This is a genomic window from Pseudomonas sp. NFPP25 (assembly GCF_900116505.1).
GTDB lineage: Bacteria > Pseudomonadota > Gammaproteobacteria > Pseudomonadales > Pseudomonadaceae > Aquipseudomonas > Aquipseudomonas protegens.
Window position 1 is genome coordinate 384,166 of record NZ_FPBG01000006.1, and the last position, 12,858, is coordinate 397,023.

Genomic DNA, 12,858 nt, shown 5'->3' on the forward strand with positions numbered 1-12,858 from the left:
TCTTACTGGGTGTTTTCAGCCTGTGGCTTGTTGCCGTGGGAGAGGCTGTAAACGTAGGCGGCCAGCAGTTGCACCTTGTCATTGCCGAGCAGTTCGCTCTGCGCTGGCATGTGGCCCTGGCGACCATGGCGGATGGTCTGTTGCAGTTGGGCCAGGCTGGTGCCGTAGATGAAGCCGGCGGGCTGGGTCAGGTCGGGCGCGCCCATGATCTGGGTGCCTTTGCCGTCAGCGCCGTGGCAGGCTACGCAGGTGGTGCTGAACGCTTGCTGTCCGGCTACCAGGTCGGCATCGCTGTCGGCTGGCAGGGGCAGGCCGGCCAGGTCGTGGCGAACGTAAGCTGCCACGTTCTTCACGCCTGCTTCCTTGAGCACTTCGCCCCAGGCCGGCATGGCCGCCATGCGGCCGCCCATGATGGTGGCCTTGATGGTGTCGGCGCTGCCGCCCCACCGCCAGTTGTCGTCCGCCAGGTTCGGGAAACCGAAGGCACCCTTGGCGTCGGAACCGTGGCAGACCGAGCAGTTGGAGGCGAACAGGCGTCCACCCATTTTCAGCGCTTGCGGGTCCTTGGCCACTTCTTCCACCGGCATGGCCGCGAATTTGGCGAAGATCGGACCAAACTTCACGTCCGCCTTGGCCATCTCCTTTTCCCATTCCTTGGTCTGGGTCCAGCCGTCTTCATAGCCCGGCAGGATGCCTTTCCAGTTGCCCAGACCCGGGTAGAGGATCAGGTAGCCAACGGAAAACACCAGGGTCCCGGCGAACAGGAGGAACCACCATTGCGGCAGGGGGTTGTCGTACTCCTCGATGCCATCGAAGGCGTGGCCCATGGTCTGGTCGACGCTGCCCTTGGTCTCGCCCTTGCGGGTGCCGACCAGCAGCCAGGTCAGGCCGATCAGGCTGCCAATGGTCAGTACGCAGATCCACGTACTCCAGAAGGTGGTCATGGCCGAATGCTCCTTGTTGCAGGCTCTTGAGGTTGAGCGTCATCAGTTGTGTTACCGGCCGGTGCCGTGCCCGGCATCGGGTCATCGGCGAAGGGCAGCAGGCGGGCCTGGGCAAACTCGGGATTGCGCTTTGAGTTGAACACCCAGATCGACAGGCCGATGAAGGCGATCATCACCACCAGGGTCCCGAGGCCGCGGATCATGCCGCTATCGAGTTCAAAACCCATGGCTCACCTCTTGCTCTTGATCGAAGTGCCAAGCACTTGCAGGTAGGAGACCAGCGCGTCCATTTCGGTCTTGCCCTTGAGCGTGGCGGTGGCGCCGGCGATGTCTTCGTCGGTGTACGGCACGCCCAGGGTGCGCATGACCTTGAGCTTGGTTTCGGTGTGGCTGCTGTCCACCGGTGCGGTCACCAGCCATGGGTAGGCCGGCATCTTCGACTCGGGCACCACGTTGCGCGGGTTGTACAAGTGCGCACGGTGCCAGTCATCGGAGTAGCGACCGCCCACCCGGGCCAGGTCCGGACCGGTACGCTTGGAACCCCACAGGAACGGGTGGTCCCAGACGCTTTCACCGGCCACCGAGTAGTGACCATAACGCTCGGTCTCGGCGCGGAACGGACGGATCATCTGCGAGTGGCACTGTACGCAGCCTTCGCGGATGTAGATGTCGCGGCCTTCCAGCTGCAGGGCGGTGTAGGGCTTCATGCCTTCCACCGGCTTGTTGGTGACGTCCTGGAAGAACAGCGGGACGATCTGGGTCAGACCGCCGATGCTCACCGCGAAGACCATCAGCAGCATCAGCAGGCCGACGTTTTTCTCAATCGTTTCGTGTTTCATGGCGGACTCCTCAGGCCATCTGCGCAGCGGCGTTGACTTCGGCTGGCACTGCGGCACGCACGGTGCGCCAGGTGTTGTAAGCCATCAGGAACATGCCGCTGAGGAAGATCGCACCACCCACCAGTCGCACGATGAAGCCTGGGTGGCTGGCCACCAGGGTTTCGACGAAGGAGTAGGTGAGGGTGCCGTCCTCGTTGACCGCACGCCACATCAGGCCCTGGGCGATACCGTTGACCCACATCGAAGCGATGTAGAGCACGGTGCCGATGGTAGCCAGCCAGAAGTGGGTGTTGATCAGGCCGGTGCTGTACATCTGCTCGCGGCCGAAGACTTTCGGGATCAGGTGGTACAGCGCGCCGATGGAGATCATCGCTACCCAGCCCAGGGCGCCGGCGTGTACGTGGCCGATGGTCCAGTCGGTGTAGTGGGAGAGGGCGTTGACGGTCTTGATCGCCATCATCGGACCTTCGAAGGTCGACATGCCGTAGAACGCCAGGGATACCACCAGGAACCGCAGGATCGGGTCGCTGCGCAGCTTATGCCAAGCGCCCGAGAGGGTCATCATGCCGTTGATCATGCCGCCCCAACTCGGCGCCAGCAGAACCAGCGACATCACCATCCCTAAGGACTGAGCCCAGTCCGGCAGCGCGGTGTAGTGCAGGTGGTGCGGACCGGCCCAGATGTACAGGGTGATCAGTGCCCAGAAGTGCACGATCGACAGGCGATAGGAGTACACCGGACGTTCGGCCTGCTTGGGTACGAAGTAGTACATCATCCCCAGGAAGCCCGCGGTCAGGAAGAAGCCCACGGCGTTGTGGCCGTACCACCATTGCACCATCGCATCGGTCGCACCGGCATACACCGAGTAGGACTTGGTGAAGCTGACCGGCAGTTCCAGGTTGTTGACGATGTGCAGGATGGCCACGGTGATGATGAACGCGCCGAAGAACCAGTTACCTACATAGATGTGCTTGGTCTTGCGCTGCATCAGGGTGCCGAAGAACACGATGGCGTAGGCCACCCAGACAATGGTGATCAGGATATCGATCGGCCATTCCAGTTCGGCGTATTCCTTGGAGCTGGTGTAGCCCAGTGGCAGGCTGATGGCCGCCAGGAGGATCACCAGTTGCCAGCCCCAGAAGCAGAACGCGGCGATTTTCGGCGCGAACAGCGTGGTCTGGCAGGTGCGTTGCACCGAGTAGAACGAGCTGGCAAACAGCGCACAGCCGCCGAAGGCGAAGATCACCGCGTTGGTGTGCAATGGCCGCAGACGGCCGAAGCTGGTCCACGGTAAATCGAAGTTGAGTTCGGGCCAGACCAACTGGGCAGCGAGAAAAACCCCGAGCCCCATGCCGACGATGCCCCACACCACCGTCATAATGGCGAATTGGCGGACCACCTTGTAGTTGTAGGCGGTACTGATAGAAGTGTTCATGGTTCCCCATCCACGGTTCAGTTGAAGTGAAAGCGACTGCGCACGGCAAGGCGCGCTCACTTCGTCTGGAGTTATAGGCAGACTAAAAGCGAGGCAAGCATGAGCAATGAGCACAAGGCCAGTATTGACGGGGGTCAATGGGCGCAGTGTGTGCGGGAGCGGGGCTGGTTGTGGGATGTCGCGCAGGGCGTCGAGGTGCAGTCGGCGCCGACCCTGATCCTCGCCCATGGCGCCGGCGCGCCCATGGACAGTGGGTTCATGAACGATATTGCTGTACGCCTTGCGGGGCATGGGGTGAACGTCTTGCGCTTCGAGTTTCCCTACATGGCCCAGCGGCGCCTGGACGGCGGCAAACGCCCGCCCAACCCGGCGCCCAGGTTGCTGGAATGCTGGCGCGAGGTGCATGCCCTGGTGCGACCTTATGTCACTGGGGTGTTGGCGTTGGGCGGCAAGTCCATGGGCGGGCGCATGGCCAGTTTGCTGGCCGATGAACTGCAGGCCGATGCATTGGTGTGCCTGGGCTATCCGTTCTATGCCGCCGGCAAACCGGAAAAACCGCGGGTGGCGCATCTGGCCGATCTGTCAGTGCCGAGCCTGATCGTGCAGGGCGAGCGTGACGCCCTGGGCAATCGCCAGGCGGTCGAGGCCTATACATTGGCACCCGGTATCGAGTTGTACTGGCTGGCGGCCGCTGATCACGATCTCAAGCCCCTGAAGGCCTCGGGTTTCAGCCATGGGCAGCATCTGGAATCTGCGGCGCTCAAGGTTGCTGCCTTCCTGAAAGCGTTGAGCTGATCCTGCAGGAGCGAGCTTGCTCGCGAAGCGTTCACCCGGCCTTCGAATTTGGAGCGCGGTGAAGATTTATCGCGAGCAAGCTCGCTCCTACGGTTGTCGGGTGGATTTGCGGGCATAAAAAAACCGGAAGCCTTGGCTTCCGGTTTTTTGTTGCCGGCCCTAGGGGGCTTAACGGTTGAAGCGCTCCACCAGCGAGTACTGGGTGTGTGCGGTGCGGGTCAGCGCTTCGCTGAGCTCGGCCGAATGCTGGGCCTGCTCCGAAGTCTGGTCCGCCAGTTGCGCGATGGTGCTGATGTTGCGGCTGATCTCTTCGGCCACCGAGCTTTGCTCTTCGGTGGCGGCAGCGATCTGGGTGGTCATGTCGGTGATGTTGGCCACCGCTTCGCTGATGCCCACCAGTGCCTGGTCGGCTTCCAGAACCCGGGCCACGCCTTCTTCGGCCTGACGATGACCGGCGTCCATGGTCTGCACGGCGGTGGCGGCTGTCTGCTGCAGCTTGGCGATCAGGGTATGGATCTGCCCGGTGGACTCACTGGTGCGCTGTGCCAACTGACGCACCTCGTCGGCCACCACGGCAAAGCCGCGGCCCATTTCACCGGCGCGGGCGGCTTCGATGGCTGCGTTCAGGGCCAGCAGGTTGGTTTGGTCGGCAATGCCTTTGATCACGTCGACAACGCCGCCGATTTCGTCACTGTCCTTGGCCAGTTGGGTTACTGTCAGCCCGGTTTCGCCCACCACCACCGACAGGCGCTGGATGGCTTCGCGGGTTTCCCCGGCGATATCGCGGCCACGGCCGGTCAGGCGATTGGCTTCCTGGGTTGCGTCGGCGGTGCGTTGCACGTGGCTGGCCACTTCCTGGGTGGTGGCGGCCATCTGGTTGACCGCGGTGGCCACCTGCTCGGTCTCGACCCGTTGGCGCTCCAGGCCGCTGGAGCTGTTATGGGCCAGGGTGTCGGACTGGCGGGCCTGCTCGTTGAGGTGCTCGGCCGTGTCCTGCAGGCGGGTCAGGCAGGTCTTCAGGCGCGCTTCCTGGCTCAGGATCGACATCTCCAGGCGGGCTTGGGCGCCGCGGCTGTCGGTGTACATCTGAGCGATCAGCGGGTCGGAGGTGGTCTGCTCGGCCAGGCGCAACAGGCGCTTGAGGCCGCGCTGCTGCCAGCTCAGGCCCAGCAGGCCCAGGGGCACCGAGAGCGCGGCGGCCAGGGCGAAGCCCCAGTGGGAGTTGAGCCAGGCACCGATCATGAAGCTCAGCTGGCTGACCAGGATGAACGGCAGCCAGTCCTGAAGCACAGGCAGCCACTTGTCACGCTTGGGAATGGCCGACTTGCCAGAGTTGATGCGCTGGTAAAGCGCTTCGGCGCGGCGCACCTGTTCGGCGGTGGGCTTGACCCGGACCGACTCGTAACCTACCACCTGGCTGCCTTCGAAAACCGGTGTCACATAGGCGTTGACCCAGTAGTGGTCGCCGGTCTTGCAGCGGTTCTTGACGATGCCCATCCATGGCAAGCCTTGTTTCAAGGTGCCCCACATGTGCGCGAACACCGCCGCCGGCACATCAGGGTGACGGACCAGGTTGTGCGGCGCGCGAACCAGTTCTTCACGGGAGAACCCACTGATCTCGACAAAGGCGTCGTTGCAGTAGGTGATCACGCCTTTGGCGTCGGTGGTGGAAATCAACCGTTGTTGAGCCGGGAAGGTACGTTCGCGCTGAGTGACAGGCTGGTTATTACGCATGGTTTTTCAATCCGCAAGGCTTTGATAGGTTGTCGGCCGCTTCAACCGATTATTGAAATTATTTTTCAATAATCGGCTCTGGGTCTCATTGGCAGAATGTGTCGCTTGCAAAAAGCGCCGGCAGGTTTCAGCCGGCGTTGGCGAGGGGCTAATCATTGACCTTCTTCCTTGGCAGTCAATAGTCCTGAAGTACTGGTTTGGTAAAACAGCTGGCGGGTTATCCGGCCAGCATCGGGTAGGTGAACAGGCCGAAATGCAACAGGTTGAGACCGAAGTGAGTGGCTATCGCCGCCCCCAGGCCGCCAAAACGATAGGCCAGACCGTAGCCGACGCCGGCGATGCCTGCCAGTAGGGTCCATTGCCACCCCGCGCCCAGGTGCACCAGGCCGAACAGCAGCGCCGCGCACAGCAGCGCCAGGTTCTCGCCGTAGGGCAGGGCCTTGAAGCGCCGGCTCAGGCCGCCCTGGATATAGCCGCGGAACAGCGCCTCTTCCACCAGGGTCACCAGCAGCAGGTTGTTCAGCACCCAGAGCCAGGCCTGCTCCGGCCATTTCGGCGCCCAATTGATCATGCCCAGCAGCAGTGCGCCGCCCAGTGCGGCTACCGCACACAGAGCCAGGGCCACGGCGGTGGCATACAGCGACAGGCGCAGTGAGCGCCGCCCGACTATCCACGGGCATACCAGCAGCAGCCAGAAGCCGATCAGCGGCTTGTCCTGATTCAGGTACAGGGAGAAGGGCACGGCATCGTCGGTGAAGCGTTGCGGGTCGATGGCCCGGCCATTGTAGAACCCGGGCAGCCAGTGCATGGCCAGGGCCAGGGCGAGCACCACGAACAGGCCGTGGCCCAGGTACTGGCCGACGCGGCTGCGTTGCTGGCGCACGGCAAAGCCGGCAGCCAACAGCAGCAAGATCGACAGGGCGGCCAGCAGGCCCAGTTGCCCGTAGCTCAGGGCCAGGGCGTAGCCAATGGAAAGAAGTGCCAGGTACATCCATGGCAGAGCGGTCATGGGGAATCCTTGTTGCGTAAGAATGGGTATTGCAGAGACGTAGTACTGCGCCGGATCTGTAGTCGCCATTGCGACCGGTGAGTCAGATTTGGCGGGCGCGCAGTATAACCACCTCGTCCTGGCACGGCAGCCCAATGCAAAACACCGCCCGAAGGCGGTGTTTTTTTCAGGCAGCGTCAGGAGGCAATCAGTTGCCGCAGAACGTAGTGCAGGATCCCGCCGGACTTGAAGTATTCCACTTCATTCAAGGTATCGATGCGGCACAGCACCTCGATCTTCTCCTGGCTGCCATCCTCACGGGTGATCACCAGGGTCAGGTTCATCCGCGGCGTCAGTTCCGTACCGCTGAGGCCGAGAATGTCCAGGGTTTCCTTGCCGGTCAGCTTCAGGCTCTTGCGGTTCTGGTCCAGCTTGAACTGCAAGGGCAGGACGCCCATGCCCACCAGGTTGGAGCGGTGGATACGTTCGAAGCTTTCGGCGATCACCGCCTTGACCCCCAGCAGGTTGGTGCCTTTGGCCGCCCAGTCGCGGCTCGAACCGGTGCCGTATTCCTGGCCGGCGATCACCACCAGCGGCGTGCCGTCGGCCTGGTAGCGCATGGCTGCGTCATAGATCGCCAACTTCTCGCCGGTGGGAATGTACAAGGTGTTGCCACCTTCCTCGCCGCCGAGCATTTCGTTGCGAATGCGGATGTTGGCGAAGGTACCGCGCATCATCACTTCGTGGTTGCCGCGCCGTGAGCCGTAGGAGTTGAAGTCCCGCGGTTCCACGCCCTTGTCCCGCAGGTAGCGGCCAGCCGGGCTGTCGGCCTTGATGTTGCCGGCCGGGGAGATGTGGTCGGTGGTCACCGAGTCCCCCAGCAGGGCCAGTACCCGGGCGCCGCTGACATCGGTGATCTGCGGCAGCGGGCCGGCGATGTCATCGAAGAACGGCGGGTGCTGGATATAGGTGGAGTCGTCCTGCCACACATAGGTGGCGGCCTGCGGCACTTCGATGGCTTGCCACTGTGCATCCCCGGCGAACACTTCGGCGTACTCCTTGTGGAACATCCGAGTGTTGACCTGGGCCACGGCGTCGGCGATCTCCTTGCTGCTGGGCCAGATGTCCCGCAGGTACACCGGCTGGCCGTCCTTGCCCTGGCCCAGAGGCTCGCTGCTGATGTCGATGCGCACCGTGCCCGCCAGGGCATAGGCCACGACCAGGGGCGGCGAGGCCAGCCAGTTGGTTTTCACCAGTGGATGCACCCGGCCCTCGAAGTTGCGGTTGCCCGACAGCACCGAGGCCACGCTGAGGTCGGCCTGCTGGATGGCTTTCTCGATCGGCTCCTGCAGCGGGCCGGAGTTGCCGATGCAGGTGGTGCAGCCGTAGCCCACCAGATCGAAGCCCAGTTGGTCCAGGTAGGGCGTCAGGCCGGCAGCCTTGTAGTAGTCGGTCACCACCTTGGAGCCTGGGGCTAGCGAGCTCTTGACCCAGGGTTTGCGTTGCAGGCCTTTTTCCACGGCCTTCTTCGCCACCAGGCCGGCGGCCATCATGACGCTGGGGTTGGAGGTGTTGGTGCAGGAGGTGATGGCCGCGATCACCACGGCACCGTTTTTCAGGCGATAGGTCTGGCCGTCGTACTGGTAGTCGGCTTCGCCCACCAGGTCCGCGTTGCCCACCGCCACACCACCGCCACCTTCGCTTTCCAGGCGGCCTTCTTCCTTGCTGGTGGGTTTGAACTGCAGGTCGAGGAAGTCAGTGAAAGCCTGGGCAACGTTGGGCAGTGCAACCCGGTCCTGCGGCCGTTTGGGGCCGGCGAGGCTGGCCTCCACGGTGCCCATGTCCAAGGCCAGGCTGTCGGTGAATACCGGCTCCTTGCCCGGCAGGCGCCAAAGGCCCTGGGCCTTGCTGTAGGCCTCCACCAGTTTCACCAGCTCGCTCGGGCGCCCGGACAGGCGCAGGTAGTCGAGAGTGATCTCGTCCACCGGGAAGAAGCCGCAGGTGGCGCCGTATTCCGGGGCCATGTTGGCAATGGTGGCGCGGTCAGCCAGGGGCAGGTCGGCCAGGCCATCGCCATAGAACTCGACGAACTTGCCCACTACGCCCTTCTTGCGCAGCATCTGGGTCACCGTCAGTACCAGATCGGTGGCGGTGATGCCTTCCTTGAGCTTGCCGGTGAGTTTGAAGCCGATGACTTCCGGGATCAGCATCGACACCGGCTGGCCGAGCATCGCCGCTTCTGCTTCGATCCCGCCCACGCCCCAGCCCAGTACGCCAAGGCCATTGATCATGGTGGTGTGGGAGTCGGTGCCCACCAGGGTGTCGGGGAAGGCGTAGGTGCGGCCGTCCTCGTCCTTGGTCCAGACCGTGCGCCCCAGGTATTCCAGGTTGACCTGATGGCAGATGCCGGTGCCCGGCGGTACCACGCTGAAGTTGTCGAAGGCGCTCTGGCCCCAGCGCAGGAAGGCGTAGCGCTCGCCGTTGCGTTGCATCTCGATATCGACGTTCTGCTCGAAGGCGCTGCTGCTGGCGAACTTGTCCACCATCACCGAGTGGTCGATCACCAGGTCCACCGGTGACAGCGGGTTGATCCGCTGCGGATCGCCACCGGCCTTGGCCATGGCGGCGCGCATCGCGGCCAGGTCGACCACCGCCGGCACCCCGGTGAAGTCCTGCATCAGCACCCGTGCGGGGCGGTACTGGATCTCTCGGTCGGAGCGGCGCTCCTTGAGCCAGGCCGCGATGGCCTTGAGGTCGGCGCCGGTGACGGTCTTGTCGTCCTCCCAGCGCAACAGGTTTTCCAGCAGGACTTTCAGCGACATGGGCAGGGTGTCGATATCGCCCAGGCTCCTGGCGGCGTCCGGCAGGCTGAAATAGTGATAAGTCTTGTCGTCGACTTTCAGGGTCTTAAGGGTTTTCAGGCTATCGAGGGATGGCATTGAATGACTCCTTGTGGCCCGCACGGCTACGGGCCTGTGATACGGACAGAGAGTTAACCTAGCTCTGTTTGGGGCTTATAGCTAATCACTGGACTGCTGGGCTCAGTCCAAGGTTCCGAACTCGGTTATCATGCGCCGGTTTTCGTGACAGGCTTTGCTACAGGGCAGGTTTGCGCATCGATTCATCGCCATTTGCCCAGGAGATTCAATGAACACCCTGTTTATCCATTGCCGGCCCGGCTTCGAGGGCGAAGTCTGCTCCGAGATCGCCGACCACGCGGCCCGGCTGAATGTCGCCGGTTATGCCAAGGCCAAGCCCAGCACCGCCTGCGCCGAGTTCATCTGCACCGAGGACGACGGGGCCCAGCGTCTGATGCAGGGCCTGCGCTTCCCGGAGCTGATCTTTCCCCGGCAGTGGGCCCGGGGCGGCTTCATCGACCTGCCGGAAACCGACCGCATCAGCGTGATCCTTGCCTACCTGGCCAACTTCCCGCAGTGCGGCAGCCTGTGGCTGGAAGTGGTGGACACCAACGACGGCAAGGAGCTGTCCAACTTCTGCAAGAAGTTCGAAGCCCCCCTGCGCAAGGCCCTGACCGCGGCCGGCAAGCTGGTGGACGACGCGACCAAGCCACGCTTGTTGCTGACCTTCAAGAGCGGTCGGGAAGTCTTTGTCGGCCTGGCTGATGCCGGCAACTCGGCCATGTGGCCCATGGGCATTCCACGGCTGAAATTCCCCCGGGAAGCGCCGAGCCGCTCGACCCTGAAGCTGGAAGAGGCCTGGCACCATTTCATTCCTCGGGACCAGTGGGACGAGCGCCTGCATGGCGACATGACCGGCGTCGACCTGGGGGCTGCCCCGGGCGGCTGGACCTGGCAACTGGTCAACCGCGGCATGCTGGTGACCGCCGTGGACAACGGCCCCATGGCTGAAAGCCTGATGGACACCGGCCTGGTGCAGCACCTGATGGCGGACGGCTTTACCTACAAGCCCAGGCAGCCGGTGGACTGGATGGTCTGCGACATCGTCGAGAAACCGGCGCGCAACGCCGCGCTGCTGGAGACCTGGATCGGCGAGGGGCACTGCCGCGAGGCGGTGGTCAACCTCAAGCTGCCGATGAAGCAGCGCTATGCCGAGGTGAAGCGCTTGCTGGAGCGCATCGAAGAAGGCTTCAAGGCCCGGGGCATTCGCGTGGCCATTGGCTGCAAGCAGCTGTACCACGACCGCGAGGAAGTCACCTGCCACCTGCGGCGCCTGGATCTGAAAAAGCCCAAATCGGCGTAGTACCCGCAACACCGCCCGCTTCCTGGTCGGAGCCGGCTTGCCGGCAAAAAAGGCCCCGCACTGGTGCAAGGCGTGAGGATGCCTTCGCTGGCAGCCAGCTCCTACGGCAGGATCGGGGCCGTGGAACGACAGCAACAGATGAACCGATGGCGGTATTGCGCGACAATGCCGGCCAGTTTCAGGAGTGATTCATGAGCCAGATTATCGATACGCCGGTTGACGGCACCCTCGACGCCACCGGCCTCAACTGCCCGGAGCCGGTGATGATGCTGCACCAGCACATCCGCGACCTGCCGCCGGGCGGGCTGTTGAAGGTGATTGCCACCGATCCCTCCACCCGCCGCGACATTCCCAAGTTCTGCGTGTTTCTCGACCATGAACTGGTAGCGCAGCAGGAAGAGGCAGGTACCTACCTCTACTGGATCCGCAAGAAGCTCGATTAACCCGCCGAGCGGCTGATGCGGATCTGCTTGCGCGCGCTGCGGGTCAGGCGGATCGACAGCATCAGCGCCGCGCAGCTCAAGCCCACGATCAGGCCTTCCCACAGGCCACTCGGGCCCCGCGCCGGGCCGAACCAGTCGGTCAGGCCCAGGGCGTAGCCCACCGGCAAGCCAATCCCCCAGTAGGCGAACAGGGTCAGGATCATGGTCACCCGAGTGTCCTGGTAGCCGCGCAATGCGCCTGCCGCCGTGACCTGGATGCCATCGGAAAACTGGAACAGCGCCGCATACACAATCAGCATCGAAGCGACCTGAATCACCATCGGGTCGGTGGTGTAGATGGTGGCGATGGGCTCACGCAGGAAGAACATCAGGCTCGCCGAAAGGCAGGCGTAGGCCAGTGACGTGGCCATGCCGACGCCGGCGCTGAAGCGCGCATTGCGGGGTTGCTGGCGGCCCAGGGCCTGGCCGACCCGCACGGTCACCGCCATGGCCAGGGAGTAGGGAATCATGAACATCAGGGCGCTGACGTTGAGGGCGATCTGGTGCCCGGCCACCACCGTGGCCCCCAGGCTGCCGATCAGCAGGGCGATCACCGCGAAAATGCTCGATTCGGCGAACACTGCAATGCCGATGGGCAGGCCGATGCTCAGCAAGCGCCCGATCATCGCTCCTTGCGGCCAGTCGAAGCGGCTGAATAACTGGATCTTGCGGTAGGCCGGTGCCCAGAAAATCCAGCCGGCCATGCCCAGCATCATGGCCCACATCACGATGGCCGTGGCCCAGCCGCAACCGACGCCGCCCATGGCCGGTACACCGAAATGGCCATAGATGAAGATGTAGTTGATGGGGATGTTCAGGGCCAGGCCTCCCAGGCCGATGACCATGCTCGGCACCGTGCGGCCCAGGCCATCGCTGAGGCAGCGCAGCACGTAGTACAGCGCTACCGCCGGCAAGCCACTGGCGATGCCGTGCAGGTAGCCCATGCAGGGCTTGATCAGTTCCGGATCGACATTCATCAGGTGCAGCACCGGCTCGGCACTGATCAGTATCAGCAGGGCCGAGATCCCGGCCACCACGGCGAGCCACAGTGCCTGGCGCACCAGCGGGCCGATCTCGTGCAGGTTGCCGGCGCCGAAGCGCTGCGCCACCTTGGGCGTGGTGGCCAGCAGGGTGCCGGTCATCAGCAGGAACACCGGAATCCAGATCGAGTTGCCCAGGGCGACGGCTGCCAGATCCCGCGGGCCGACCCGGCCGGCCATCACGGCATCGACAAAGCCCATGGCGGTGGTGGCCACCTGGGCAATCATGATGGGCAGGGCCAGTACCAGCAGGTCATGCAGTTCACGGCCGACCCGGGCAGGGCGGCTGGTGGCGGTGGCGGCAGGGGAGTCAGTCACGGAATTCACGGGGCGTAGCGTCCATAGGTGGTGTTGCGCAGGACGCGACAGTCTACGCGTTG

At 63.6% G+C, this 12,858-nt stretch carries 11 protein-coding genes; 3 read left to right on the forward strand and 8 right to left on the reverse strand.

Translation table 11 applies throughout. From position 1 onward, the window contains the following. Positions 1-2: 2 nt before the first annotated feature. From ccoP to ccoN, 4 genes are read right to left on the reverse strand one after another with little or no spacing between them, the layout of a single operon-like run. Positions 3-944: a cytochrome-c oxidase, cbb3-type subunit III gene (gene ccoP, locus BM382_RS24920; RefSeq protein WP_011060242.1), complete on the reverse strand. Its 942-nt coding sequence runs from the start codon at positions 942-944 to the stop codon at positions 3-5. After that, complete coding sequence (locus tag BM382_RS24925; RefSeq protein WP_011060243.1) at positions 941-1,171, reverse strand: cbb3-type cytochrome oxidase subunit 3; 231 nt, start codon at positions 1,169-1,171, stop codon at positions 941-943. The genes ccoP and BM382_RS24925 overlap by 4 nt, the downstream gene beginning before the upstream one ends. Before the next feature lie 3 nt (positions 1,172-1,174). After that, positions 1,175-1,783: a cytochrome-c oxidase, cbb3-type subunit II gene (gene ccoO / locus BM382_RS24930; RefSeq protein WP_011060244.1), complete on the reverse strand. Its 609-nt coding sequence runs from the start codon at positions 1,781-1,783 to the stop codon at positions 1,175-1,177. Between the two features lie 10 nt (positions 1,784-1,793). Then, complete coding sequence (gene ccoN / locus BM382_RS24935) at positions 1,794-3,218, reverse strand: cytochrome-c oxidase, cbb3-type subunit I (RefSeq protein ID WP_011060245.1); 1,425 nt, start codon at positions 3,216-3,218, stop codon at positions 1,794-1,796. Positions 3,219-3,317: 99 nt separating this feature from the next. Between ccoN and BM382_RS24940 the strand changes: the two genes are divergently transcribed. Next, the gene (locus tag BM382_RS24940; protein ID WP_072444157.1) at positions 3,318-4,013 is read left to right on the forward strand and encodes an alpha/beta family hydrolase; all 696 of its coding nucleotides are present in this window, start codon (positions 3,318-3,320) and stop codon (positions 4,011-4,013) included. Between the two features lie 168 nt (positions 4,014-4,181). On the opposite strand, the gene BM382_RS24945 is transcribed toward BM382_RS24940, so the two are convergent. The 3 genes from BM382_RS24945 to acnA all read right to left on the reverse strand — a co-directional run bounded on the left by BM382_RS24945 (position 4,182) and on the right by acnA (position 9,674). Beyond that, a complete protein-coding gene (locus tag BM382_RS24945) occupies positions 4,182-5,747 on the reverse strand; it encodes a methyl-accepting chemotaxis protein (protein ID WP_011060247.1) in 1,566 nt (521 codons plus the stop codon). A 217-nt stretch (positions 5,748-5,964) separates the two neighbouring features. After that, complete coding sequence (locus tag BM382_RS24950; RefSeq protein WP_019094612.1) at positions 5,965-6,756, reverse strand: CPBP family intramembrane glutamic endopeptidase; 792 nt, start codon at positions 6,754-6,756, stop codon at positions 5,965-5,967. A gap of 176 nt (positions 6,757-6,932) precedes the next feature. Further along, positions 6,933-9,674: an aconitate hydratase AcnA gene (gene acnA / locus BM382_RS24955; RefSeq protein WP_047284949.1), complete on the reverse strand. Its 2,742-nt coding sequence runs from the start codon at positions 9,672-9,674 to the stop codon at positions 6,933-6,935. Between the two features lie 208 nt (positions 9,675-9,882). On the opposite strand from acnA, the gene rlmM reads away from it, so the two are divergent. Beyond that, positions 9,883-10,956, forward strand: coding sequence for a 23S rRNA (cytidine(2498)-2'-O)-methyltransferase RlmM (gene rlmM / locus BM382_RS24960; RefSeq protein WP_015634804.1), 1,074 nt, complete (start codon positions 9,883-9,885; stop codon positions 10,954-10,956). Between the two features lie 191 nt (positions 10,957-11,147). Beyond that, positions 11,148-11,399 carry a sulfurtransferase TusA gene (gene tusA, locus BM382_RS24965; protein ID WP_011060251.1) on the forward strand — a complete coding sequence of 84 codons (252 nt, stop codon included), beginning with the start codon at positions 11,148-11,150 and terminating at the stop codon, positions 11,397-11,399. Here the strand turns inward: tusA and BM382_RS24970 are convergent. Then, positions 11,396-12,805 (reverse strand): MATE family efflux transporter, encoded by a 1,410-nt coding sequence (locus tag BM382_RS24970; protein WP_019093726.1) that lies wholly within the window; start codon positions 12,803-12,805, stop codon positions 11,396-11,398. The two genes, tusA and BM382_RS24970, sit on opposite strands and share 4 nt — an antisense overlap. Positions 12,806-12,858: the final 53 nt, after the last annotated feature.

Bases quoted from the DNA above. Each gene is read 5' to 3' on its own strand.
- ccoP (WP_011060242.1), bottom strand. From the start codon at position 944: ATGACCACCTTCTGGAGTACGTGGATCTGCGTACTGACCATTGGCAGC.
- BM382_RS24925 (WP_011060243.1), bottom strand. From the start codon at position 1,171: ATGGGTTTTGAACTCGATAGCGGCATGATCCGCGGCCTCGGGACCCTG.
- ccoO (WP_011060244.1), bottom strand. From the start codon at position 1,783: ATGAAACACGAAACGATTGAGAAAAACGTCGGCCTGCTGATGCTGCTG.
- ccoN (WP_011060245.1), bottom strand. From the start codon at position 3,218: ATGAACACTTCTATCAGTACCGCCTACAACTACAAGGTGGTCCGCCAA.
- BM382_RS24940 (WP_072444157.1), top strand. From the start codon at position 3,318: ATGAGCAATGAGCACAAGGCCAGTATTGACGGGGGTCAATGGGCGCAG.
- BM382_RS24945 (WP_011060247.1), bottom strand. From the start codon at position 5,747: ATGCGTAATAACCAGCCTGTCACTCAGCGCGAACGTACCTTCCCGGCT.
- BM382_RS24950 (WP_019094612.1), bottom strand. From the start codon at position 6,756: ATGACCGCTCTGCCATGGATGTACCTGGCACTTCTTTCCATTGGCTAC.
- acnA (WP_047284949.1), bottom strand. From the start codon at position 9,674: ATGCCATCCCTCGATAGCCTGAAAACCCTTAAGACCCTGAAAGTCGAC.
- rlmM (WP_015634804.1), top strand. From the start codon at position 9,883: ATGAACACCCTGTTTATCCATTGCCGGCCCGGCTTCGAGGGCGAAGTC.
- tusA (WP_011060251.1), top strand. From the start codon at position 11,148: ATGAGCCAGATTATCGATACGCCGGTTGACGGCACCCTCGACGCCACC.